This is a genomic window from Neorhizobium sp. T25_27 (assembly GCF_002968565.1).
GTDB lineage: Bacteria > Pseudomonadota > Alphaproteobacteria > Rhizobiales > Rhizobiaceae > Neorhizobium > Neorhizobium tomejilense.
Genome location: NZ_PVBJ01000009.1, coordinates 221632 through 243422 on the forward strand (window position 1 = coordinate 221632; position 21791 = coordinate 243422).

The 21791-nt window shown below is 61.5% G+C and carries 21 protein-coding genes and 1 other annotated feature; of the genes, 9 read left to right on the forward strand and 12 right to left on the reverse strand.

Features of this window, described 5'->3' with window-relative positions; all coding sequences use genetic code 11:
- Nucleotides 1–39 precede the first annotated feature (39 nt).
- Nucleotides 40–465: a hypothetical protein gene (locus tag C5J24_RS32040; protein ID WP_172724115.1), complete on the reverse strand. Its 426-nt coding sequence runs from the start codon at nucleotides 463–465 to the stop codon at nucleotides 40–42.
- Nucleotides 466–787: 322 nt separating this feature from the next.
- Between C5J24_RS32040 and C5J24_RS23410 the strand changes: the two genes are divergently transcribed.
- Together C5J24_RS23410 and C5J24_RS23415 are read left to right on the forward strand one after the other, a co-directional pair.
- Nucleotides 788–1495, forward strand: coding sequence for a DJ-1/PfpI family protein (locus C5J24_RS23410; protein ID WP_105421376.1), 708 nt, complete (start codon nucleotides 788–790; stop codon nucleotides 1493–1495).
- Nucleotides 1496–1613: 118 nt separating this feature from the next.
- Complete coding sequence (locus C5J24_RS23415; protein WP_105421378.1) at nucleotides 1614–2534, forward strand: LysR family transcriptional regulator; 921 nt, start codon at nucleotides 1614–1616, stop codon at nucleotides 2532–2534.
- A 1-nt stretch (nucleotide 2535) separates the two neighbouring features.
- On the opposite strand, the gene C5J24_RS23420 is transcribed toward C5J24_RS23415, so the two are convergent.
- The 3 genes from C5J24_RS23420 to C5J24_RS23430 form a co-directional block, all read right to left on the reverse strand.
- Entirely contained in the window at nucleotides 2536–3489 is a 954-nt protein-coding gene (locus C5J24_RS23420; protein WP_105421380.1) for an NmrA/HSCARG family protein, read from the reverse strand.
- Nucleotides 3490–3756: 267 nt separating this feature from the next.
- Entirely contained in the window at nucleotides 3757–5115 is a 1359-nt protein-coding gene (locus C5J24_RS23425) for an esterase-like activity of phytase family protein (protein WP_105421382.1), read from the reverse strand.
- 127 nt (nucleotides 5116–5242) lie between these two features.
- Nucleotides 5243–6163 (reverse strand): AraC family transcriptional regulator, encoded by a 921-nt coding sequence (locus tag C5J24_RS23430; protein WP_105421384.1) that lies wholly within the window; start codon nucleotides 6161–6163, stop codon nucleotides 5243–5245.
- Between C5J24_RS23430 and C5J24_RS23435 the strand changes: the two genes are divergently transcribed.
- On the forward strand, nucleotides 6162–6569 hold the full coding sequence (locus C5J24_RS23435; RefSeq protein ID WP_105421385.1) for a DUF2000 family protein: 408 nt from the start codon (nucleotides 6162–6164) through the stop codon (nucleotides 6567–6569). The two genes, C5J24_RS23430 and C5J24_RS23435, sit on opposite strands and share 2 nt — an antisense overlap.
- On the opposite strand, the gene C5J24_RS23440 is transcribed toward C5J24_RS23435, so the two are convergent.
- Nucleotides 6541–6858, reverse strand: a complete 318-nt coding sequence (locus C5J24_RS23440) for a hypothetical protein (RefSeq protein ID WP_105421387.1) — start codon at nucleotides 6856–6858, stop codon at nucleotides 6541–6543. The genes C5J24_RS23435 and C5J24_RS23440 overlap by 29 nt on opposite strands.
- Before the next feature lie 99 nt (nucleotides 6859–6957).
- Here C5J24_RS23440 and C5J24_RS23445 point away from each other — a divergent pair, with 99 nt between their 5' ends.
- Entirely contained in the window at nucleotides 6958–7203 is a 246-nt protein-coding gene (locus C5J24_RS23445; RefSeq protein ID WP_046636509.1) for a hypothetical protein, read from the forward strand.
- Entirely contained in the window at nucleotides 7200–7619 is a 420-nt protein-coding gene (locus tag C5J24_RS23450; protein WP_046636510.1) for a type II toxin-antitoxin system VapC family toxin, read from the forward strand. Before C5J24_RS23445 ends, C5J24_RS23450 begins: the two co-directional genes overlap by 4 nt.
- Here the strand turns inward: C5J24_RS23450 and rnd are convergent.
- Both rnd and C5J24_RS23460 read right to left on the reverse strand, forming a co-directional pair.
- Nucleotides 7616–8761 (reverse strand): ribonuclease D, encoded by a 1146-nt coding sequence (gene rnd, locus C5J24_RS23455; protein WP_105421389.1) that lies wholly within the window; start codon nucleotides 8759–8761, stop codon nucleotides 7616–7618. The genes C5J24_RS23450 and rnd overlap by 4 nt on opposite strands.
- 77 nt (nucleotides 8762–8838) lie before the next feature.
- Entirely contained in the window at nucleotides 8839–10086 is a 1248-nt protein-coding gene (locus C5J24_RS23460) for an MFS transporter (protein ID WP_105421391.1), read from the reverse strand.
- A gap of 336 nt (nucleotides 10087–10422) precedes the next feature.
- Here C5J24_RS23460 and aspS point away from each other — a divergent pair, with 336 nt between their 5' ends.
- Entirely contained in the window at nucleotides 10423–12213 is a 1791-nt protein-coding gene (gene aspS, locus C5J24_RS23465) for an aspartate--tRNA ligase (protein ID WP_046636513.1), read from the forward strand.
- Between the two features lie 70 nt (nucleotides 12214–12283).
- Here aspS and C5J24_RS23470 read toward each other — a convergent pair whose 3' ends face one another.
- On the reverse strand, nucleotides 12284–13438 hold the full coding sequence (locus C5J24_RS23470) for a serine hydrolase (protein WP_105421393.1): 1155 nt from the start codon (nucleotides 13436–13438) through the stop codon (nucleotides 12284–12286).
- A gap of 244 nt (nucleotides 13439–13682) precedes the next feature.
- Here C5J24_RS23470 and C5J24_RS23475 point away from each other — a divergent pair, with 244 nt between their 5' ends.
- Both C5J24_RS23475 and C5J24_RS23480 read left to right on the forward strand, forming a co-directional pair.
- Nucleotides 13683–14003 carry a DUF1236 domain-containing protein gene (locus C5J24_RS23475; RefSeq protein ID WP_105402959.1) on the forward strand — a complete coding sequence of 107 codons (321 nt, stop codon included), beginning with the start codon at nucleotides 13683–13685 and terminating at the stop codon, nucleotides 14001–14003.
- Between the two features lie 104 nt (nucleotides 14004–14107).
- Nucleotides 14108–14165: a sequence feature (sul1 is cis-regulatory element that is thought to sense ions involved in sulfur or methionine metabolism; They are found in Alphaproteobacteria), on the forward strand.
- A gap of 80 nt (nucleotides 14166–14245) precedes the next feature.
- Entirely contained in the window at nucleotides 14246–15733 is a 1488-nt protein-coding gene (locus tag C5J24_RS23480) for a SulP family inorganic anion transporter (protein ID WP_105421455.1), read from the forward strand.
- Nucleotides 15734–15787: 54 nt separating this feature from the next.
- Here the strand turns inward: C5J24_RS23480 and C5J24_RS23485 are convergent, their stop codons facing one another.
- Complete coding sequence (locus tag C5J24_RS23485) at nucleotides 15788–16978, reverse strand: hypothetical protein (protein ID WP_105421395.1); 1191 nt, start codon at nucleotides 16976–16978, stop codon at nucleotides 15788–15790.
- A 258-nt stretch (nucleotides 16979–17236) separates the two neighbouring features.
- Between C5J24_RS23485 and parC the strand changes: the two genes are divergently transcribed.
- Nucleotides 17237–19519 carry a DNA topoisomerase IV subunit A gene (gene parC / locus C5J24_RS23490; RefSeq protein WP_105421397.1) on the forward strand — a complete coding sequence of 761 codons (2283 nt, stop codon included), beginning with the start codon at nucleotides 17237–17239 and terminating at the stop codon, nucleotides 19517–19519.
- Here parC and C5J24_RS23495 read toward each other — a convergent pair whose 3' ends face one another.
- The 3 genes from C5J24_RS23495 to C5J24_RS23505 all read right to left on the reverse strand — a co-directional run bounded on the left by C5J24_RS23495 (nucleotide 19520) and on the right by C5J24_RS23505 (nucleotide 21783).
- On the reverse strand, nucleotides 19520–20425 hold the full coding sequence (locus C5J24_RS23495; protein WP_105421399.1) for a DMT family transporter: 906 nt from the start codon (nucleotides 20423–20425) through the stop codon (nucleotides 19520–19522). It abuts the gene before it with no gap.
- Nucleotides 20426–20435: 10 nt separating this feature from the next.
- Nucleotides 20436–21197, reverse strand: a complete 762-nt coding sequence (locus C5J24_RS23500; protein WP_046630036.1) for an arginyltransferase — start codon at nucleotides 21195–21197, stop codon at nucleotides 20436–20438.
- A gap of 127 nt (nucleotides 21198–21324) precedes the next feature.
- Entirely contained in the window at nucleotides 21325–21783 is a 459-nt protein-coding gene (locus C5J24_RS23505) for an RDD family protein (RefSeq protein WP_105421401.1), read from the reverse strand.
- Nucleotides 21784–21791 lie beyond the last annotated feature (8 nt).

Consider the following 21791-nt stretch of genomic DNA (forward strand, 5'->3'; position numbering starts at 1 on the left):
CTCGCGGGGGGCAGGAGAGCGGCTGCTTCGCGGCAGGAGCTATGCCTTGGTCATGGGAAGTTTCGGGGCTGGTCTAGCGAAAACAGCTCTAACAGTCCGCTTCGAACCGTTACCAAAATCGACAACCATGACCATCGCGAGTTGTTCGCCACGAAGGGCGAAAACAACATCGAAAACCCTGTTGCTGTAGATCGTGCCGGGCCGCATTTTCCAACGCCCCTGGCCGCCGGCGAAGCGTGCGGGACCGTTTCGACCCGTTTCCACTGTCGCAGACCAACCGTTGTTTGCGCTGACGACAAGAACAGTGCCCTGCTTGACGATTCCAATAAAACAAGTTGCACATGATCCAGCATCGGATGAAATCTGCTGCCATCGGCCGGAAAGCAAGGCTTCCTCCGACCTTACACCTTGCGAAGACAACAAAGCAAAGAAAGCGAACGAAATCAGTCTAAAAGCAAGGCGCACGTCTCTCTCCGCACAACCAAAGATATCTACAATTGCCCGCCTCGGCGATGAGGGCCGAGCCATTAGTCAGTCGCGCACGTTTCCATATACAATTCAAGGTCACATTGTTGGGCAAGGAGATGTCCAGCCGTCCTTCGCATCGAGCAAAGTAGCGGATCCCGGAGGCACATCTGCCTGCGACCGAACCTCGAAATAGGCTTCCAACCCGCCGTAAACAATCACTCGCGATTGCAAAGGCAGTGGAATCGGTTGCGTCCACCGGCATTTTCATGCGCATGCTCGCGAACTGACATTACCTCTTTAATCGGCTGAGCAAGATTCGATGTCTCTGAACGCGCCTCCTCGTGAGATCGGCTTCATCCTGTTTGCCGGGCTGACCCAGCTTGATTTGACCGGGCCTTGGGAGGTTCTGACACGGCTGCCCAATACTCGTTGCCATCTGCTGGCCGAGGGACACGCTCCCGTTCGAAGTGCGAGCGGACTGAGCATCGTCCCAAACATGCTGCTTGAAGAATGCGATCAGCTCGACATCGTGGTTGTTCCGGGCGGGCCTGGCCATCTGAATGCGATGCAGGACGAACGCCTTCTCTCGTTTCTACGGCGCCAGGAGCCAGGCTGCCAATTCCTGATGGCAGCCTGCACGGGCACGCTGGTGCTTGCTGCTGCCGGTCTGCTTCAGGGCTACGAGTGCACCACTCACTGGACAGCGCTGCATAGGCTCTCAGCTTTCGGAGCAATTCCCGTAAACCGGCGGGTCGTATTTGACCGGACGCGAGCCACCGGTGGCGGCGTGACGGCAGGTATCGATCTTAGCTTGGTCATGGCCGCCAAGCTGGCAGGTGAAGATGTCGCGCGGAAAATCCAGTTGATGATGGAATACGCGCCCGAACCTCCATTCGCCGGATCGCCCATGACCGCCGACCCTGCGACGGTCAGTGCGCTGGAACCACCGGCCGATGTCGCAGACCAGATAAGAGCCATCGATGCCGACGCGATATCCAGACTTAGGGGAGAACCTCGGCTCGCATAGCGATGAGTGGAAGAGCTGTGAACGAACTGTGTTCGAAAAGGCCGAGTTTTGCGCTTCGAACTAGGCACAGGCAAGATTATTCCCTATTAGGGCAGAATGAGGATTGCCGTGCTGAAAAATGGATAACGCGGGATTGTCTCTTGACCGAATGCGCACCTTTGTTCGCGTCGCCGAACGCGGCAACCTGTCGCTAGTCGCAAGAGAACTCGGTGTCGGTCAATCGACCGTGACACGGCACCTTAATGAACTTGAGGACGCAGTCGGCGTATCTCTGCTCAGCCGAACCACACGTCGCGTGACCCTTACGGACGAGGGTAGCCGCTATTATACGAATTGCCGTCAGATATTGCGCCTGGTCGAGCAGGCTGCCGAAGAAGTGAGAAATGCCCGTCAGGCCCCGGCGGGTACAGTTAGGCTTTCCTGTACTGCAGCACTCGGCGTGATGCACATCACCCGCCTTATCTTTGAATTTCAGGATAAGCATCCGGACATCAAGGTCGATCTCAACCTGACCGACGAGCGCATCGACCTGGTTCGGGAAGGCGTTGACATTGCGCTCCGTCTTGGGCCTCTCACCGACAGCTCGATGAAGCTTCATGCGCTCGGAGAAAGCCATCGGCTGCTGGTGGGGGCTCCGAATTATTTGTCCGTTCACGGTCGGCCTGAGCACCCAACCGATCTGTCACGGTTCGAAACGGTCGTGATGTCGAATGTTGCTGGGAGCGATCAGATCATTCTTTTCTCTGACGATGGCACAAGCCTGATGATACCAGTCGGTGGGAAGTTGCGCGTCGATCACGGGGTTGCGGCGCGCCAAGCCTTTGCCGCCGGACGCGGCATTGGTCCTGCACATCTCTGGCTGGTCCACGATCTTCTGGACGACGGTCAGCTCGAAATCGTGCTTGGAGACTATCGTCCTCCACCGGTCCCGGTGAGCTTGCTGATCGTTCCAGAGCGTGCAGCCATTGCACGCGTCCGGCTTCTCGCCGACTTTCTTGTCGCCAAGGTTTCTGAATTGCCGGGAATCCGGCCATCCTGAATCAGAGGCCGAAAGATCGCCTATGGCCACGCCACCCCGTCGTCCGCAGATACTGCTCCCAGTTGAGCATGTCGGGGTTCAGACGACGGCTCCATTCGAGATCATGCTCTTTGCCGAAATAACCATATTCGACAGCATACTCGACCATCCCCAGAAGCTCTCGCACGAGAAGTTCGTTAGCGGCAAACTCCGGAAAATATTGCAGAAGGCCATCCCTGGTGAACGCGTTTCGATACTCAGCTTTAAGGCCGGTCACGCGCTGAAAAGTTTCGATCATCTCGCGCGGAGAAATGATATCGCCGACGATCGGCAGAGTTTTCCCGTTGTAACGCCCGGGATTTGAAAAAATCTCGAGCACGACCGGCCCTGTCGCCGTGAGCGGATCGACAAAAGGCGCTCGGAAGTCCTCAGGAAGATAAACCGGCAAGAGGAGAGTATCCCCCTCCATGCGCGGCACATAATATTCGAGAAGGTTCGTGTAAAAGAACGCCGGCATTATGAAGGAATGAGAGATCGGCAGGCCGCGAATGTAGTCTGCAACGCACGCTTTGTCGGTGAAGTGCGGGGCATACTTCGTCCCGCCCGAGATCTTGTCGACATTCTCGAGGGTGCTGAAAACAATATGCCCGACGCCCGCCTCAACTGCGGCGTCGGCCAGTTCTCGGCCGAGAGGAGCCTCGGTTGTCTGCGGCGGGGCGATGGGTGGCGTCATCAGAAATGCGCCATCCGCGCCCTTGAATGCAGCAATGAGATCCTTCTGAAAACCAGGTTCAAGAGGGACCGTCACGATTTCCGCACCGAGTTTTTCCAGTCTTAAAGCCTCGGTTGAATCCTTTTTCCGGGTTAAAGCACGTACACGGAAACGCTCGCTACGAAGAAGTGCCGCGGCTACGCTTCGCCCTTGTTTGCTCGTTGCCCCGACAATCGCGATAAGTGGCTTTTCTTTTGCGGACATCTTTGGGTTTAGACCTTTCCAGTCATTGGCTGCCGGCTACGCAGGCAAGCTCACGTTGCGGCAAGAGCTGTCGGCCCATGCCGCCGCCTCAATGATGGACACGCTATCTCAATACGATTTATGGCTGTAGATGTGCGAAATACATAACATAATGCCATTTTATGGATGAGTGGTCCCCGTGAATCGCCGGGCTGCTCTATCTCCGTGTCCAAGCAAAAAGAGCGCCCGGCTTTCACCGGACGCTCTTCGCTTTGGGACGTCTGCTGCTTACTTCGCAGCCAGAAACTCACCGACTTCGAGCACGCTGAACTCGTTGTTGTCGGCCTTGTCGACGGCGCGGCCGGCGGAGAAGGGTAGGTTGTTGTCGTTGCCGATGATGATGTGGGTGGCGTCGATGACGTCGACGTTCTCGATCGTCACGAACGGCATGTCGTAGACGCCGGCGACGCTGCCGGCCTTCTTCTTGTTGTCCGGGTCCTGGATGTTCATCAGGTCGATATAGCCGATCTTGCGGACGGCCTTGCCGACATTGGCGTCGGTCATTTCGATCTTGTAGACGCGCTTGTGCTTGGCCGGTGCGTTGAAGCAGGTCGGCTCGGGCTTCGCCGGATCGGCGCAGGGCTTGTCGGCGGTGCCGGCGCCGTTGTCGCGCTCGATGACGAGAGCGGTGGTTGCGTCGACCATGTTGAAATCGCCGATCGCTTCGCCGCCCTTGGAGAGTGGGTAGAGCCACCAGCGGCCGGTCCATTTCTTGGAGGCGACGTCGAACTCGATGACGCGCAGCGCCGTCAGCCCCTCGGCGTCTTCGACCTTGCCGTCTTCCTTGTAGAGCGGTCCTTCGAGCAGGCCGTAGAGCTTGGCCCCGTCCTTGGACACCGCAAGCCCTTCATAACCGCCGGAGCGCTTCACGTTGAAGACCGGTGCCTTGGCGACCGGGTTCGCCTGGAGCTGGACGAGCGGGCTGTCGGGAGACGTGACCGGCTTGCCGTCCACGAGCGTCGATACGACGTCCGTCAGGCGGCCCTGCATGTCGACCTTGATCAGGTAGGGGCCGAATTCGTCGCCGAGCCAGAAACCGTCGGCGACCGGCTGGATCGATTCGATGTCGAAATCGGCGCCGGTGAGGTAACGGGTCTCCGAAGCTTCCGTGACGATCGGGAACGGCGCGATCTTGTTCGGGTCGGAGAGGAAGACGTTCTTAACGACTTCGGCCTTGTTGGCGGCCCAGTCGAATTTCATCTGGTGCAGGAACAGCATCGCGTCGGAGGAATTGCTCTTGCCGCCGAAACCGTTGTCCGACAGCGTCCAGAACGTGCCGTCGGCCATGGTCTTGATGCCGGAGAAACCCTGGATCGGCTGGCCGTCGAGCGGCAGCTTGACGTCCGTCACGCGGGCGCCGTCCTTGCCCGGCAGGGTGCCGAGGGCTTCGGTGCGCTTGCGGTCGGCGGTGGTGAACTTGCCGGAGGTCTTGAGGAACGCCGGTGCATCGGCCGGAGCCGGAACGACCGTGTTGGCGGGAAGGATCGCCTGGCCGGTGAGCTTGGCCGGGAATACCTTGTCGTCAGCAGAAGCGGAGCCGCCGATCAGCGCGGCGAGCGCGACGGTAGCAAGCAGAAATTTGGTCATGGGGTCACCTGTTGGTTGGCGTGTCAAAGACGCCAACCGGTTAAGGTGAGTGCATGACGGTGAGGTGATGGAAGATTGACGCTTCGATGAAGCTTTGATGACTGAAATTTCACAAAGGCCGGCGGCCTCAGGCGCTCCTGCTGAGCGCCACCCAGCGCCCTGGCGTCATGCCGAATGTCTTCTTGAAATGACGGGTGAAATGCGCCTGATCGGCAAAGCCCGTATCGGCTGCGACATCCGCCAGGCTGCCGCCTTCCGACAGCATGATCTTTGCCCGATCGAGCCGGCGCATGACGAGGTAGCGGTGCGGGCTCGTTCCCAGAAGTTTCCGGAACTGCCTTGCGGTCGTGTAGCGGTCGAAGCCGCTCACCTCCTCGAGTTCCTCGGAAGAAACCGTGCGGCCCGAATTCGCCTGCAGGTAATCGCGGCAGCGCAGAACCGCCTGCTGCGCGCGCGGGCTGCCCGGGGCACCACCCTTGCCGTCCGCATGGCGCCAGAGGCTTGTTGCCATGCGGCCGATCAGGTCGTCGAGCAGCAGGTCCTGCGGCTCCGCCTCGAGATCGTCCAGGGCTTCGACAAGACACTGCCGGAATTCCGCATCCGCTATGATGGGATCAGGCACGAAGGGCAGGCCGCGCGAACCGCCGGCCGCCTCGATCAGCCGCTCCGGCGGCAGGTAGAGCATGCGGTAGCGCAGCCCGGCGTCGGTGCCGGCCGCCCCGTCATGCACCTCGTCCGGATGCAGCACGATGACATTGCCGGGCAGGCTGGCGCGGGCGGCACCGCGATACTGGAAGGTCTGCACGCCGGAAAGCGTCATCCCGATCGCATAGGTGTCGTGGCGATGCGGCTCGAAACCAAGTCCGTGGAACCGTGCCTCGATCCGCTCGATACCGCGCGAGGAGGGCGCCTGGACGATGCCATCAGGCGCGCCTCTTGCGCTGCCGTCAGGCGTAGCATCGGCGCTGCACGAACGTTCAAGACCCGCGGCATCGGCTGCCGCTATCTCGTCAGTTCTCGCATAACCTTCGACGGAGTTGTTTTTCATGTTCGATACCAAGATCGCGATCGTGCTTCGCGATGACCTCGCCCCCTGGCAGGAGCTCAACGTGACCGCGTTTCTGACGAGCGGCATCATCGCGCAAAATCCCGCGATCATTGGTGAAGCATATCGGGATGCGGCGGGTCATGTCTACAATCCGATGAGCATCCAGCCGATCGTGGTGCTGACCGCCGACCAGGAGACGCTACGCGCGATCCACCGGCGTTCGCTGGAGCGGGAGGTGACGACGTCGGCCTATATCGAGGAAATGTTCTCGACCGGGCATGACGTGGCCAACCGCGAGGTATTTGCGCAATTTGCGCCGGAGGATGCGAAACTGGTCGGCATCGCGCTCAGGGCCGAGAAGAAGATCGCCGACAAGATCACCAAAGGCTCGAAAATGCATAACTGACTGCGAAGAACGTATTCTTCGGAATGACCCAGAGCGCGGCGATCGGCGTGGTCGAGGCCACGACATAGGCAGTGATGCTCAGCAGCAAATAGTTGATCCAGGCAATTGACCGCGAGGTTCCGAGACCAGCGAGGGCGACGAGCAGGTTGGCGGCGCAGATCACCCGGGTGATCGGGCGGATCCAGAGCGACGAAAAGGCTCCGGGGCCTGCCGCTTCGATGAGAAGGACGAGCAACAGCGAGAGCAGGACGACGACTGCGATCAGGACATTCGGTGTCGGATAGCGCATCGATCGCTCCGGACTTGGGGCATGGTGGGCTCGCGTTGAAAAGCGTCTGCCAAATGGATATCATAGGAAAACAAGCAATATCTGATCGGAGGTGAGCTGATGAATGCAATCACCATACGAAACCTGTCCGACGAAGCCAGCCGTGCATTGGAAGCTCGCGCGGTTAGAAATGGAACGACTGCGGAAGCCGAAATCGAGCAGATTTTGGAGGAAGTGCTGGTGTCGAAGGAGCCGGCGATAGGGCTGGGGACGGCGTTACGGCAACTCGGGGAGAAATACGGCGGCCTGGACGACGTTGATTTCTCCCGGGATCAAGCCCCGGCAAGGGGCGTATCGTTTGAATGATCATCCTCGATACCAATGTAATTTCAGAAGCGGCGAAGCTCGGAATTAATTCGGATGTGGAAACCTGGCTCAATATCCAGCCAGTGAACATGCTATATGCGACCGCCATAAGCTTGGCTGAAATCTCTCTCGGCATCGAGAAGCTGCCGGATGGGCGCCGGAAGAATGAACTTCGGCACGATATGGAGCAGATCTTTGGCCGTTATTTCGGGCCGCGCATCTTGCCATTCGACCGAGAGGCCGCCGTTGCATACGGCCGGTTGGTTGCTCTGGCCCGAGCCAACGGTAAAACAATCTTGATGGCAGACGGCCAGATCGCCGCGATAGCCCAGGTCCACAGCTTCGCCGTCGCGACTCGAGATACAGCGCCGTTCGAAGCGGCGGGCATTCCGGTCATCAATCCCTGGAAGCTCTAAAGCTCTACCGCCTCGACCTTCTTGTTGACGAAGCGCAGGGCCACGCCGCCGCTGATCAGTTTCAAGGCGGTTTCGCCGAAAAGGTCGCGGCGCCAGCCGTGCAAGGCGCCGACATCGGCTGCCTCACCCTCGGCGGCGATCCTTTCGAGATCGTCGGTATTGGCGATGATCTTGGCGGCGACGCCCTGCTTGTCGGAGATCAGCTTCAGGAGAACCTTGAGCAGCTCGACGGCGGCCGCGGTGCCTTCCGGAACATGCACGTGTTTCGGCGCATGCGGCATCTCGGTCTTCGGCAGGGCAAGGGCTGCATTGACCGCTTCGATGATGGCGGTGCCGGAGGCGGAGCGCTCCCAGCCTTTGGGAATGGTGCGGAGCCGCGACATGGCTTCCACGTCCTTCGGCTGCTGCTGGGCGATCTCGTAGATCGCGTCGTCCTTCAGCACGCGGGAACGCGGCACATTGCGGCTGCGCGCTTCGCGCTCGCGCCAGGCGGCGACGAATTTCAGGACGGCGAGCTCGGTCGGCTTGCGCAGGCGCGACTTGAGGCGCGCCCAGGCGTCGTCCGGATGCAGGTCATAGGTGCCGGGCGATTCCAGCACGGCCATTTCCTCGGTCAGCCACAGCGCCCGGCCTTCCCGTTCGAGCTGGGCCTTGAGGAACAGATAGACGTCGCGCAGATGGGTGACGTCGGCGAGCGCATATTCGAGCTGCTTGTCGGAAAGCGGCCGGCGGCTCCAGTCGGTGAAGCGCGAGGACTTGTCGATATGGACGTCCTTGATGCGGCTGACGAGCTGGTCGTAGGAGACCGAATCCCCGAAGCCGCAGACCATTGCGGCGACCTGGGTGTCGAAGATCGGATGCGGCACCAGATTGCCGAGATGGTGGATGATTTCGATATCCTGGCGGGCGGCGTGAAACACCTTGGTGACGGCGGGATTGGCCATCAGCTCGAAGAAGGGTTTCAGGCTTAGCCCCTTGGCGAGCGGATCGACGAGAACTTCCACGGTCGGGCTCGCCATCTGGATGAGGCACAGCTCTGGCCAGAAGGTCGTTTCCCTGAGGAACTCGGTATCGATAGTGATGAAGTCCGATTGGGCCAGCTGGATGCAGGCTTCTTCGAGTGCGGCGGTCGTTAGGATCATCGTTTCATTCACGTGAGGGTGATCAACCTTCCTTCTCCTTCCCGCCGCATATGTCAATACGGAACGGTGTTTAACCTTTACTCCCGCTCGTCTTTATCGGGTCTGTCGGGCGGGCCGGCGAGCCGGTTGAAATAAGCCGACGTCCGGAGCAATGCCCGGAACCGCCAGGAACGCTCCGACGGGGGCACGGGCGCCCGCGCCCGCATCCGCCTCAACGTGAAGATCATGAAGCCCAGGAAGATGAACGAGGTGTAGGCGAAAAAGGCGCGTGGGCCCCAATACTGCAGCAGGATCGAGGCGAGCAGCGGCCCGATCGTCGCTCCGACCGACCAGTAGAACAGCAGACCGGCCGAAACCAGCGCATGCTCGCCGGGCTTGGCGTAATCGTTGCCATGCGCCGAGCACAGCGAATAGAGCGGCATCGAGAAGGCGCCGAACAGGAAGACGCTGACGATATTGGCGGTCTCGCTGGTGCCGGCACCGAAGGAGAGGTAGGCGCCGGTGACGATCGAGCCGATCGTCGTCCACAGGATGACGCGGCGCCGGTCGAGCCTGTCGGAATAGATGCCGAGCGGATATTGCAGCACCACGCCGCCGACGATGCCGGCGCTCATGAAGGTGGCGATCGAGGTGATGCTCATGCCGATCTCTGCTGCATAGATCGGCCCGATATTGCGGAAGGCGGCCATCGACAGGCCGACTGAAATGACGCCCACGACCGCGAGCGGCGAAATCCGCCAGACAGCCTTGAGATCGAAGGCGATCGTTTCCGGCGGCGCCGGGCTCGACTTGTCGGCAATCGAGATCGGCACCAGCGACAGGATCAGCGCGATTGTGATGATGTTGAAGATGATCGGCCCTTCGATGCCGACGGTCGGAATGATGTATTGCGCCACCGTCACCGAGCCGAGATCGACGAAACGGTAGATGGAGAGCGTGCGCGCCCGATTGGCATTGGTGACCTTGGCGTTGATCCAGCTCTCGACCGTCGCAAACAGGCTGGCCACCGCAATGCCGGTCACGAAGCGCATCGCGAACCAGAAGGTCGGGTCGACGATCATCGACATGCCGATCGAAGCGGACGCGGTGACCGCCGCCATCGCCGAGAAGGTGCGGATATGGCCGATCTGCCTGAGCAGCCGCGTCACGTACATGCAGCCGACGGCGAAGCCGATGCTGTAGCCCGCGCCGATCATGCCGATCGTCGAGGGCGAAAACCCTTCGGCTGAGCCGCGCAGCGCGATATAGGTGCCCTGCAATCCGTTGCCGCCGATCAGGATGCCTGCAGTGACGAGGAGGGGGACCAGCGGACGGATATGGCTCATCGGGGAGGGCTTTGCAGGGGAATCGCGAGAGGTTTTGGACGGTTCTACCCGTTCTATATCCCGAACCATCGGCAAGGCCAGCGATAAGCGACACGCTTGGCCTTTCTGATGTGAGCGGTTCACGGAGAGGGCGATGAGCGACCTGTTCGCGCGTGGCTCGACACGCTGAAGGCCACAGGATATCCCGTCATTCCCGGCAGGCGTTTGGGCGGAACATCGGTTCTGCCTTGACAAAGCATGTCCATCATGCGCTTTTCCCGCCGATTTTCCATAAAGCCGGCAGGCCGTGCCATGCACGCCAAAAGACCGCAAAACCTACCAGTCCAGGATACTGAAATGCACCGTTACCGCAGCCATACCTGTGCCGCCCTCAAGAAGTCTGACGTCGGATCGACCGTCCGCCTGTCCGGCTGGGTGCATCGCGTGCGAGATCACGGCGGCGTGCTGTTCATCGACCTTCGCGACCATTACGGCATGACCCAGGTCGTCGCCGATCCGGACAGCCCCGCTTTCAAGACCGCCGAGATCGTCCGCGGTGAATGGGTGATCCGCATCGACGGCCTCGTCAAGGCGCGCTCGGAAGACACCGTCAACAAGGGCATGGCGACCGGCGAGATCGAACTCTACGCCCAGGAGATCGAAGTGCTCTCCGCCGCCAAGGAATTGCCGCTGCCGGTGTTCGGCGAGCCGGACTATCCGGAAGACGTGCGCCTCAAGTACCGCTTCCTCGACCTGCGCCGCGAAACCCTGCACCGGAACATCGTCAAGCGCACCCAGATCATCTCCGACATGCGCCGCCGCATGGGCGAGATCGGTTTTGCCGAATATTCGACGCCGATCCTGACGGCATCCTCGCCGGAAGGCGCGCGCGACTTCCTGGTGCCGAGCCGCATCCATGAAGGCAAGTTCTTCGCGCTGCCGCAGGCGCCGCAGCAGTACAAGCAGCTCTTGATGGTCGCCGGCTTCGACCGTTATTTCCAGATCGCGCCGTGCTTCCGCGATGAAGACCCGCGCGCCGACCGCCTGCCGGGCGAGTTCTACCAGCTCGACCTGGAAATGAGCTTCGTCACCCAGGAAGACGTCTGGAACACGATGGGTCCTGTGATGACCGGCGTGTTCGAACAGTTCGCCGAAGGCAAGCCTGTCACCAAGGACTGGCCGCGCATTCCCTACGACGTGGCGATCCGCAAATATGGTTCCGACAAGCCGGACCTGCGCAACCCGATCGAGATGCAGGCCGTCACCGAACATTTCGCCGGCTCCGGCTTCAAGGTGTTCGCCGGCATGATTGCCGCCAACCCCAAGGTCGAAGTCTGGGCGATCCCGGCCAAGACCGGCGGTAGCCGCGCATTCTGCGACCGCATGAACGCCTGGGCGCAGTCGACCGGCCAGCCGGGCCTCGGCTACATCTTCTGGCGCAAGGAAGGCGACAAGCTCGAAGGCGCCGGCCCGCTCGCCAAGAACATCGGCGAAGAGCGCACCGAAGCGATCCGCACCCAGCTCGGCCTCGATGACGGCGACGCCTGCTTCTTCGTCGCCGGCGACCCGGCCAAGTTCTACAAGTTTGCAGGCGAAGCCCGCACCCGCGCCGGCGAGGAACTGAACCTTGTCGACCGCGACCGTTTCGACATGTGCTGGATCGTCGACTTCCCGTTCTACGAATGGAGCGAGGAAGAAAAGAAGCTCGATTTCGCCCACAACCCCTTCTCCATGCCGCAGGGCGGCATCGAGGCGCTGGAAAACCAGGATCCGCTGACGATCAAGGCATTCCAGTATGACGCGGTTTGCAACGGCTTCGAAATCGCTTCGGGTTCGATCCGCAACCAGTCGCCGGAACTGATGGTCAAGGCCTTTGAAAAGGTTGGTCTCAGCCAGGCGGATGTCGAGGATCGGTTCGGCGGCATGTATCGCGCCTTCCAGTACGGCGCGCCTCCGCATGGTGGTGCAGCTTTCGGCATCGACCGTATCGTCATGCTGCTCGTCGGCGCCAAGAACCTGCGCGAAGTGACGCTGTTCCCGATGAACCAGCAGGCGCAGGACTTGCTTATGGGCGCCCCGTCGCCGGCGACGCCACAGCAGCTGCGCGAACTCGCCATCCGCGTCATGCCCACGCCGAAGAAGGACTGAGTTTTCAAGCGAACAAAAAAAGCCCGGCCATGTGCCGGGCTTTTTGATTCAATCTCTGAGGATCGCCGGCCTAAAGGTCGGCGGCGACGGCTTTTTTAAGGTTCAGCGTAAACTGGCCCCACATGCCTTCGAGCGTCGTGTTGGTCAGCCCCACCAGCGTGATTTTCTTCGCCAAGTCCATGAGCCAGTGGTGGCCGTAGACGCCGCCCCATTGCAGCGAACCGGGCGAAACCGGCAGTCCTGCCTTTGCCGGATCGAGCACGATCGCCCAGCCGAAACCGAATCCGAAGCCCGGCCGCGTCGGCTCCAGCAGGTCGCCGATCTGGTTTGTCGTCATCTGCCTGACCGTCCTTTCCGACAGCAGTGGCGCGCCGCCCTTGGCGATGGTTTCGAGCACGGTCAGCACGTCGGAGGCGGTCCCGGCCATGCCGCCGCCGCCGGAATGGAAGGAGGCGGGGTTGAAGATCCGGTCCGGCGCGAACGTCACCGATCCGTCGAGCGCACGGACTTTCTCCGTCGCGCCCATGCGTTTCGGTTCGGGTGAACCGTCGACGTAAGGCGCCGCGAGCCGGCTACGGTCGGTAACCGTGAAGCCGGTATCGGAAAGTGCGAGCGGCCGCATCACCAGCTCGGCGACGGCCTCGCCGAGGCGTTTGCCGGTCTCCTTCTCGATGACGCCGCCGATCACGTCCATGGCGACGGAATATCGCCAGCCGGTGCCGGGGGCGAAGAGCAGCGGCACCGAGGCGATGCGGCGGAGGTTCTCTTCCAGCGAGAGGCCCGGCTGATCGACGCCATCCGACACGCCGGCCCGGACATAGGGACCATCTTCCAAGTGAAAACAATAGCTGAGGCCGGAGGTGTGGGTGAGGAGATGCCGGATGAGGATCGCCGGTTCGGACCCGTCTTCGAGCCGCGGCCGGAAATCCGGCAGCCATTTCGTCACCGGATCGTCGAGGCCGATGCGGCCCTGTTCGATCAGCCGCATGGCGGTGATGGTGACGATCGGCTTGGTGATCGAGGCCAGGCGGAAGATCGTGTCCTCGCTGGCCTTCAGGCCCGCTTCCCGGTCCGCCAATCCGGCGGCGCGGCGGTAGACGATCTCGCCATCCCTGGCGACCATCACCACGGTGCCGACGAGCCGCCTGGCGGCGAGGGCATCGTCGATCACCGCGTCGATGGTGGGGCAGAATATCCGGGTCGATGGTTGGATTGGCAAATTCATGGCGCAAAACCTCCGCTAAAAGACACCGTTATCTAGGGTCGCCTCGGAGAGGGACGATCCTATGAGCGATAAAACATCTGCCTGTGCCTGATTGCCGGTCCCTGCCTCGCCACCGCAATGGTGTCGATCGAGCCCGCCTGGGGCGTCAGGATGCCGTCCTGGCGTCCCGTGCGTCAAGCGAATATGGGAACCATATCCGCGCCCTTGTGTTGTTAGAACAGCAGAAGCACAGGGAGAAAAAGACATGCGCAAGACCCTACTGGCCGCGTCGGCGGTCCTGATCGCACTCTCGGGCGCGGCTTACGCCCAGACGACGATCGTCACCCAGGATCCGGTCACGACCAATTCGACGGTCGTCCTGCCCGGCGAAGTCCGCACCTATGTCATGGAGCAGAGCGTTCCATCTATCTCCTATGAGGGAGAGGTCGCTGTCGGCGCCGCGCTGCCGGAGACGGTAGAAGTGCGCAGGGTCGAGGGTTACGACGATTATGCCTACACGGTCGTCAACGATCGGCGCGTTATCGTCAATCCGCAGACCCGGACCGTCATCCAGGTTCTGGAATAATTTCCATCCGGCTCTTTTCGAGCACAAGAACCCGGCGAGCGATCGCCGGGTTTTCTGTTCGTGACATTGCGCCGCAGCATCCGACCCTCTATGGTTCGCCATCACAAGGACTCGGGTGTGACTCCCGGGTGGCTCTTCCGGCCGCCGATCCGCCGGACAACGCAAAGCATCAGCCCCATTTACGTCTGGTCACACCTGGATAATCCTCCCGGCGGATGCGACTTTTTTGCGAACTTTTCCTCATGAACAGAATTTCAGCTTACCGCCGCGAATGGTTTTCCAATATTCGCGGCGACGTCCTCTCCGGCATCGTCGTGGCGCTGGCGCTCATTCCGGAAGCCGTTGGGTTTTCGGTCATCGCCGGCGTCGATCCCAAGGTCGGCCTGTTTGCCTCGGTGGCAATCGCCTGCGTCACCGCGCTGACCGGCGGCCGCCCGGCGATGATTTCGGCGGCGACCGCAGCGACTGCCGTGCTGATGGGGCCGCTGGTTCGCGACTACGGCATCCAGTATCTGTTTGCGGCGACGATCCTGATGGGGCTGCTGCAGATCCTCGCCGGCTTCCTGAAGCTCGGGCGTCTGATGCGTTTCGTATCGCGCTCGGTGATGACCGGTTTCGTCAATTCGCTGGCGATCCTGATCTTCGTCGCCCAAATCCCGCAGCTCATCAACGTTCCGAACGTGACCTATGTGCTGATCGCCGTGGCGCTTGCTGTCATCTACCTGTTCCCTTACGTGACGAAGGTGGTCCCGTCGCCGCTGGTCGCAATCATCGTGGTCACGGTCGTGGCACTGGTCTTCGGCATCAACGCCCGCACCGTCGCCGATCTCGGGGAAATGCCGACCGCGCTGCCTGCCTTGGGCTGGCCGCAGGTGCCGCTGACCTTCGAAACCCTGCAGATCATCTTTCCCTATTCGGTCGCGCTTGCCGCCGTCGGCCTCCTGGAATCCCTGCTGACGGCCCAGATCGTCGATGACATGACGGATACGACCAGCAGCAAGAGCCAGGAGTGTTTCGGCCAGGGCGCCGGCAATATCGTTGCGGCGCTGTTCGGCGGCATGGGCGGCTGCGCGATGATCGGTCAGTCCGTGATCAACGTTAAGTCGGGCGGGCGGGGGCGGCTGTCGACCTTCGTCGCCGGCGCTTTCCTGCTGGTGCTGTTGCTCGTGCTCGACGACGTGTTGAGGGTGGTGCCGGTGGCGGCGCTCGTGGCGGTAATGATCATGGTCTCGATCGGCACTTTCTCGTGGAAGTCCGTGGCCGATCTCAAGCGCCATCCGGGAACCTCGTCGATCGTCATGCTGGCGACCGTCGCGACCGTTCTCGCCACCCAGGACCTGTCGAAGGGCGTTCTGGTCGGCGTCCTGCTCTCCGGCATCTTCTTCGCCGGCAAGGTGGCACGGCTCTTCCGCGTCCGCTCGGAGCTCTCCTCGGACGGCCGTGTCCGGATCTATCGTGTGGAGGGCCAGATCTTCTTCGCCTCCGCCGAAAGCCTGCTGAAGTCCTTCGATTTCGAGGAGCCGGTGGCGACCGTGCTGATCGACGTCGGCGACGCGCATCTCTGGGATATTTCGGCGGTCGGCGCGCTGGACGACGTCGTCCTCAAATACCGTCGTCGAGGTGTGGACGTGACCGTGCGGGGGGCCAACGAGGCGAGCGCCGGCATGATCGACCGCTTCGCACTCCATGACAAGGACCATGCCTCGATGTCGAGTTCCCAGGCCCATTAAAGGAAAAGCCCCAGCGATTTCTCGCCGGGGCTTTTCGAATCACTGTCGCCGGCCTCAGTCGTTGGCGGTGACCTTGACGCCAAGGACCTTCGGCAGCGTGTTTGGTGCGCCCATCGCGGCACCCATGATCATCGGGAAGGGGACGGCACTGGCCGGTTCCGCAGTGATCGTGAAGCTGCCCGGTTTGTCGAGATAGGTGTTGACCGCAGCGCTGACCATGTTCTGCAGTTCCGGCACGTTGTATTGCGCCAGCATCAGCGGCGTCATGCCCTTCAGCATCTGCGCCATGGCTTCGCCCGTGGTGCCCTGGCTCTTGCCGGCATAGTCGAGCGCCTTCTTGGTGATGCCGGCGTCTTCGAAGCGGATCTCGGCGCTGTTGAAGGTGAGGCGCTGCATCAGGCCGAGCATCGCAAGGCCTGCGGCCTGCTGGGCTTCTTCCTTGTTCGGATTGGATTCCATCGCCTTGGCCGTTTCATTCGCCGACTTGATGAAGTCGAGCGTGTAGCCGGACATGCTGAAGGCGAGGTTGAGGCGACCGACCTTGGCGAAATCGAGCGCGTATTCGTCGATGTCGAGCGTGCCGTCCTTGAGGGTCCAGGCGCCGGACATGGCGACCTTGCCGTCAAGCGAGGTGATGCCGAGCTGCTGCAGCGTGTCCTTGGCCTGCGCATCATCGACGAGGCTGAGGTCGCTCTTGATGCCGTTGGCCTGGAGGTCGAAGCCGATGGAGGAATTGTCGTCGGCGACCTCCGTCGTGACGTTCACCTCGTCGACTGAGAAAGCCGGTTTGCCGTCGACGGTGGCGGTCATCTTGCCGACATGCGCCTCGTCATAGAGCAGGATTGCCTCGAGGCTTTCGCCGCCCGGATTGCCGGGAACGGTGAGGCCGCTGATCGAGATGTCCGAGGCGGTGAAGACGGTCTTGTCCTGGGTGGCGTTGACGTTGTCGAACGTGACCGTCTCGACAGTGTAGCCGCCATTATCCTCTTCGACGCCCTCGAACTTGACGGTGCCGAGCGGCAGGCTCTGCTTGCCGGCATGTATCAGGATTTTGGCATTGGTGAGCGTGACGTCCGAACCGCTGACGGTGGCCTTTTCCGCCGAGAAGCCGGCGCCGCCCTGGACCGAGAGAGCGCTGTTGATCTTGGCGATGAGATCGTTGCCGTCGAGCGCAAACGCCGGGCCGGCGAAAGTCGAAAGCGCTGCGCCGGCGAGCAGAAGCCGGGCCTTGGTGGAGTATTGCATCGGATTTCCTCCTGGCGGGCAATGATCCGGCCCGCGTTTCGTTTTAGGTTTTGTCGGTAGTTCGGTTACTGGTTCGCGGCACCTTATAGGCACGCCGGGTAAAAGGTTTATGGCTTTGTTCCACATTCCTTTCGTCAAAATTGCGGCTGACGATTCAGGGTAAACCAAACGCTGATTTCAGCTTCTGAAATGCCTTCATCCACAGGCTGTCGCCCGGTCTTTCTTGCCGAGAATCAGGCTTTCCGCTAGTCAAGGCCCATGGGAAAAAATCTGACACCACCCGGCGGCGACGGCGGCGACAACATCCTGCCGGTCGATCTGAAAGCAGCGCTCGAAGAGCGTTACCTCGCCTATGCGCTTTCCACAATCATGCATCGTGCATTGCCGGACGTGCGCGACGGCCTGAAACCCGTCCACCGCCGCATCGTCTATGCGATGAGCGAGATGGGCTTGCGTCCCAATGCAGCCTTCCGCAAATGCGCCAAGATCGTCGGTGAAGTGATGGGTAACTTCCATCCGCACGGCGACCAGTCGATCTACGATGCGCTGGCGCGCCTTGCACAGGATTTCTCCCAGCGCTATCCGCTCGTCAACGGCCAGGGCAATTTCGGCAATATCGACGGCGATAGCCCTGCCGCGATGCGTTACACTGAATCGAAGATGACGGCGGTCTCCGAACTGCTGCTCGAGGGCATCGACCAGGATGCGGTGGATTTCCGCGATACCTACGACGAATCGAATTCGGAACCGGTCGTATTGCCCGGTGCCTTCCCGAACCTGCTGGCCAACGGCACGTCGGGCATTGCGGTCGGCATGGCGACGTCGATCCCGCCGCACAATGTTCACGAACTCTGCGATGCCGCGCTGCACCTGATCAAGAACCCGGCCGCGACCATCGAGGACCTGATGGCGGATCCGGCCGAGCCCGCCAAGGGCGGCATCGAAGGCCCCGATCTGCCGACCGGCGGCATCATCATCGACAGCCGACAGTCGATCGTCGAGGCCTACAAGACTGGTCGCGGCGGTTTTCGCGTCCGCGCCCGCTGGGTCATCGAGGATCTCGGCCGTGGCGGCTACCAGATCGTGGTCACCGAAATTCCGTTCCAGGTGCAGAAATCGCGCCTGATCGAAAAGATCGCCGAACTGCTGCTCGCCCGCAAGCTGCCGCTGCTCGAAGACGTTCGCGACGAATCGGCCGAAGACGTTCGCGTCGTTCTCGTGCCGAAGAGCCGCACGGTGGATGCAACCCTGCTGATGGAATCGCTGTTCAAGCTGTCCGAGCTGGAAACCCGCCTGCCGCTCAACATGAACGTGCTCTCCATGGGCCGGGTGCCCAAGGTGATGGCGCTCAACGAAGTGCTGCTGGAATGGCTGGCGCATCGCCGCGACGTGCTGGTGCGCCGCTCGCGCTTCCGGCTGGCGGCGATCGACCGGCGCCTGGAAATCCTCGGCGGCCTCTTGATCGCCTACCTCAATATCGACGAGGTGATCCGCATCATCCGCGAGGAGGACGAACCGAAGCCTGTCATGATGGAGCGCTGGTCGCTCTCCGACATCCAGGTCGAGGCGATCCTCAACATGCGGCTGCGCGCCTTGCGCAAGCTCGAAGAGTTCGAGATCCGCACCGAGCATGAGAACCTCACCAAGGAGAAGGCGGATATTGAATCGCTGCTGGCTTCCGAGGACAAGCAGTGGCGGGTGATCGAGCACGAGATCCAGGACGTCCGCAAGAATTTCGCCAAGGGCCGCGGCAAGCCGTACGCGCGACTGACGACCTTCGCCGATGCGCCGGATGCCGATATCGAGGCGATCAACCAGTCGATGATCGAGAAGGAACCGATCACCGTCGTCGTCTCGCAGAAGGGCTGGATCCGCGCGCTGAAGGGACATATCTCGGATACCTCGACGCTGACCTTCAAGGAAGGCGACGGGCCGAAGATCGCATTTACGGCGCAGACGACCGACAAGCTGCTGCTCGTCACGACGGGCGGCAAGGTCTATACGCTCGGCGCCGACAAATTGCCGGGCGGCCGCGGCCATGGCGAGCCGATCCGCATCATCGTCGACATGGAGAACGACCAGGACATCCTGACCGCCTTCGTCCACGATCCACAGCGCAAGCTGATCGTCGCCTCGACCGCGGGCAACGGTTTCGTCGTGGCCGAGAGCGAGATGATCGCCAATACCCGCAAGGGCAAGCAGATCATGAACGTCGCCATGCCCGACGAGACCAAGCTGGTCGTGCCGGTCTCGGGCGATCATGTCGCGGTCGTCGGCGAAAACCGCAAGCTGCTGGTCTTCCCCTTGTCGCAGCTGCCGGAAATGACCCGCGGCAAGGGCGTGCGCCTGCAGCGCTACAAGGACGGCGGCATTTCCGACATCCGCTGCTTTACCATGGCCGACGGTCTTTCCTGGGAAGACAGCGCCGGCCGCTCGTTCACCCGCAACAAGGACGAGCTGCTGGAATGGATCGCCGACCGCGCCACCGCCGGCCGCGCCGTTCCCAAGGGCTTTCCGCGGAGCGGGAAGTTCGCTGGGTGATCAGGAGCTGATTGGGCGCGTTGCGAGATAATCGCGACGCGCCACCCGCCGCATCTGCCAGGCCGAATATCCGATCAGCGCCAGTACCAGGATCGAGCCGCCGAAGAGCGTGCGGCTTGATGGGATTTCGGCAAATATCAGCCAGACCCAGATCGGCGCGAGGATCGTTTCGAGCAGGTAGAACATGCCGACCTCGGGGCCGGAGAGATATTTCGGGCCGGTCGCCAGGCACCAGAAGGCGAGCGGCATCATGATCGCGCCGTCGAACAGCACCCAGACGGGGTCTGCGACCGAAAAGCCGCCCGTGCCGGCAACGGAGGATGCGACGACGAAGGAAAGCCCGATAGTTGCCGGAATGATGGTCGCGACCAGCGGCACGAAGCCCATGTCGATACGCGCCACCCGACTGAGCGTGATCGCTAAGGCCAGCAGGAACGAGGCCGTTGCCGCCAGGATATCGCCGAGGAGATGGCCGCCCGCGAGACCGCCCGAGACGATCAGGCCGACGCCGAAAAACATCACCAGCATGGTGACGAGCGTCGAAGGCGAGGGACGTTCCTTGAGGACCAGCCAGCCGAGAATTGCGGCGAACATCGGCGTGAAGGCGACGATGAAGACGACGTTGGCGGTGGCCGTGTTGAAGACGGCGCCGAGGAAGGCGACCGTCGAAATGCCATAGCAGAACCCGGCGGCAAGCCCTGCCTTGCCGGGGATCATCACCGGGCGGGTCGAGCCGAAGCGCCGGACGAGCAGCCACAGGATGATGGCGGCGGCGAAGGTCGCGGTGCTGCGCAGCGCAATCGTCGACCACATCTCGCCATGCCCGAGCCGCACGAGCGGCACGTCGAAGGAGAGCGCAAGGCCGCCGATCGCGGTGAGCACGAGGCCCTTTTTATGGTCCTTCATGGGGATGATTTCAGATGTCCGTGGCGGGATCGAAGATTTCCCAACCGCGCGGGGTCAGGTGTTCCTGGGGCTGGAAGCGGGTCTTGTAACCCATCTTCGCCGAACCCTTCACCCAATAACCGAGATAGACATGCGGCAGGCCGAGCGTCCTGGTGCGGGCGATGTGGTCGAGGATCATGAACGTGCCGAGCGAGCGCTTTTCATATTCCGGATTGAAGAAGGAATAGACCATCGAAAGGCCGTCGCTCATCATGTCGGTCAGCGCGACGGCAAGCAGCTCGCCCTTCGGTTCGGCGCTGATGCCGGAGCCAGGCTCGCGGCGGCGGTACTCGATGATGCGGGTGTTGACATGCGTGTCCTCGACCATGATCGCATAGTCGAGCGCCGACATGTCCGACATGCCGCCCCGCTGATGGCGGTCGTCGAGATAGCGGCGGAAGAGCGAGAACTGCTCGGTGGAGGGCTGTGCGGGGTAAACCGTCGCGATCACGTCGCGATTGGTGGCGAGAACCCGTTTCATCGAACGCACGGGCTCGAATTCGTGAGCGAGGATGCGCACGGAAATGCACGCGCGGCATGATTCGCAGGCCGGCCGGTAGGCGATGTTCTGCGAACGGCGGAAACCGCCCTGGGTCAGTAGGTCGTTCATCTCGGCCGCGCGAGGGCCTACCAGGTGAGTGAAGACCTTTCGCTCCATTTCACCCGGGAGATAGGGACAAACTGCCGGGGCCGTCAGGTAGAACTGCGGTGAGGGCGTTGCCTGGGTGTTCATTGCGTCGTGGCAGTCCGGTCTTTAGGATCGTAAATGTCATACCATGGCGCATAAAAGCGAAACGTCAACCATATGCTGCGACAGGCAGCCGGCTAGTGCCATAAACTTTCGGCCAGTAGCGTAATCGTTACGACGTACGTACCACGACAGTGCCGAGCAGCAGGTCGTGTACGAGGCGCGAACGCTCGATGAACAGGCCGGCGAGCAGAATCAGCGGCGTCAGCACCGAGTTGATGATCCAGAAGATCACCGTGTGGGCCATGGCGGTCAGGAAATCCATCCGCCGGCCGTCGAGCCGCACCATGGCTAGCCCCATGGCGCGCATGCCGGGCGAGGCTTGAGCCGACCCGCCGAGCGTCATCCCGAAATAGAGAAGGGCGACGATCACGAACAGGGCCGGATAGAGCATGAAGCCGAGACCGAGCGTGATGATGCCGAGGAAGAACACCACGACCGCGGCCGGAATGCACAAAAGCAGCACGATCACGTAGTCGAGGATGAAGGCGAACACCCGCCGCGAAAGAACGCCACTATAGGCGCGCCAGTCGTCCGGTGCGGCATAGGTCGGGTTCGGGTCGAGGCTCATCGTTTCAA

Excerpts from the sequence above, each read along its gene's own strand:
- C5J24_RS23440 (WP_105421387.1), bottom strand. The coding sequence starts at position 6,858 with ATGCGCTATCCGACACCGAATGTCCTGATCGCAGTCGTCGTCCTGCTC.
- C5J24_RS23420 (WP_105421380.1), bottom strand. The coding sequence starts at position 3,489 with ATGTCCGCAAAAGAAAAGCCACTTATCGCGATTGTCGGGGCAACGAGC.
- rnd (WP_105421389.1), bottom strand. The coding sequence starts at position 8,761 with ATGATCCTAACGACCGCCGCACTCGAAGAAGCCTGCATCCAGCTGGCC.
- C5J24_RS23430 (WP_105421384.1), bottom strand. The coding sequence starts at position 6,163 with ATGAAAAACAACTCCGTCGAAGGTTATGCGAGAACTGACGAGATAGCG.
- C5J24_RS23505 (WP_105421401.1), bottom strand. The coding sequence starts at position 21,783 with ATGAGCCTCGACCCGAACCCGACCTATGCCGCACCGGACGACTGGCGC.
- C5J24_RS23445 (WP_046636509.1), top strand. The coding sequence starts at position 6,958 with ATGAATGCAATCACCATACGAAACCTGTCCGACGAAGCCAGCCGTGCA.
- C5J24_RS23425 (WP_105421382.1), bottom strand. The coding sequence starts at position 5,115 with ATGACCAAATTTCTGCTTGCTACCGTCGCGCTCGCCGCGCTGATCGGC.
- C5J24_RS23495 (WP_105421399.1), bottom strand. The coding sequence starts at position 20,425 with ATGAAGGACCATAAAAAGGGCCTCGTGCTCACCGCGATCGGCGGCCTT.
- C5J24_RS23460 (WP_105421391.1), bottom strand. The coding sequence starts at position 10,086 with ATGAGCCATATCCGTCCGCTGGTCCCCCTCCTCGTCACTGCAGGCATC.
- C5J24_RS23470 (WP_105421393.1), bottom strand. The coding sequence starts at position 13,438 with ATGAATTTGCCAATCCAACCATCGACCCGGATATTCTGCCCCACCATC.
- parC (WP_105421397.1), top strand. The coding sequence starts at position 17,237 with ATGGGAAAAAATCTGACACCACCCGGCGGCGACGGCGGCGACAACATC.
- C5J24_RS23485 (WP_105421395.1), bottom strand. The coding sequence starts at position 16,978 with ATGCAATACTCCACCAAGGCCCGGCTTCTGCTCGCCGGCGCAGCGCTT.
- C5J24_RS23500 (WP_046630036.1), bottom strand. The coding sequence starts at position 21,197 with ATGAACACCCAGGCAACGCCCTCACCGCAGTTCTACCTGACGGCCCCG.
- C5J24_RS23415 (WP_105421378.1), top strand. The coding sequence starts at position 1,614 with ATGGATAACGCGGGATTGTCTCTTGACCGAATGCGCACCTTTGTTCGC.
- aspS (WP_046636513.1), top strand. The coding sequence starts at position 10,423 with ATGCACCGTTACCGCAGCCATACCTGTGCCGCCCTCAAGAAGTCTGAC.
- C5J24_RS23450 (WP_046636510.1), top strand. The coding sequence starts at position 7,200 with ATGATCATCCTCGATACCAATGTAATTTCAGAAGCGGCGAAGCTCGGA.
- C5J24_RS23410 (WP_105421376.1), top strand. The coding sequence starts at position 788 with ATGTCTCTGAACGCGCCTCCTCGTGAGATCGGCTTCATCCTGTTTGCC.
- C5J24_RS23475 (WP_105402959.1), top strand. The coding sequence starts at position 13,683 with ATGCGCAAGACCCTACTGGCCGCGTCGGCGGTCCTGATCGCACTCTCG.
- C5J24_RS23480 (WP_105421455.1), top strand. The coding sequence starts at position 14,246 with ATGAACAGAATTTCAGCTTACCGCCGCGAATGGTTTTCCAATATTCGC.
- C5J24_RS23435 (WP_105421385.1), top strand. The coding sequence starts at position 6,162 with ATGTTCGATACCAAGATCGCGATCGTGCTTCGCGATGACCTCGCCCCC.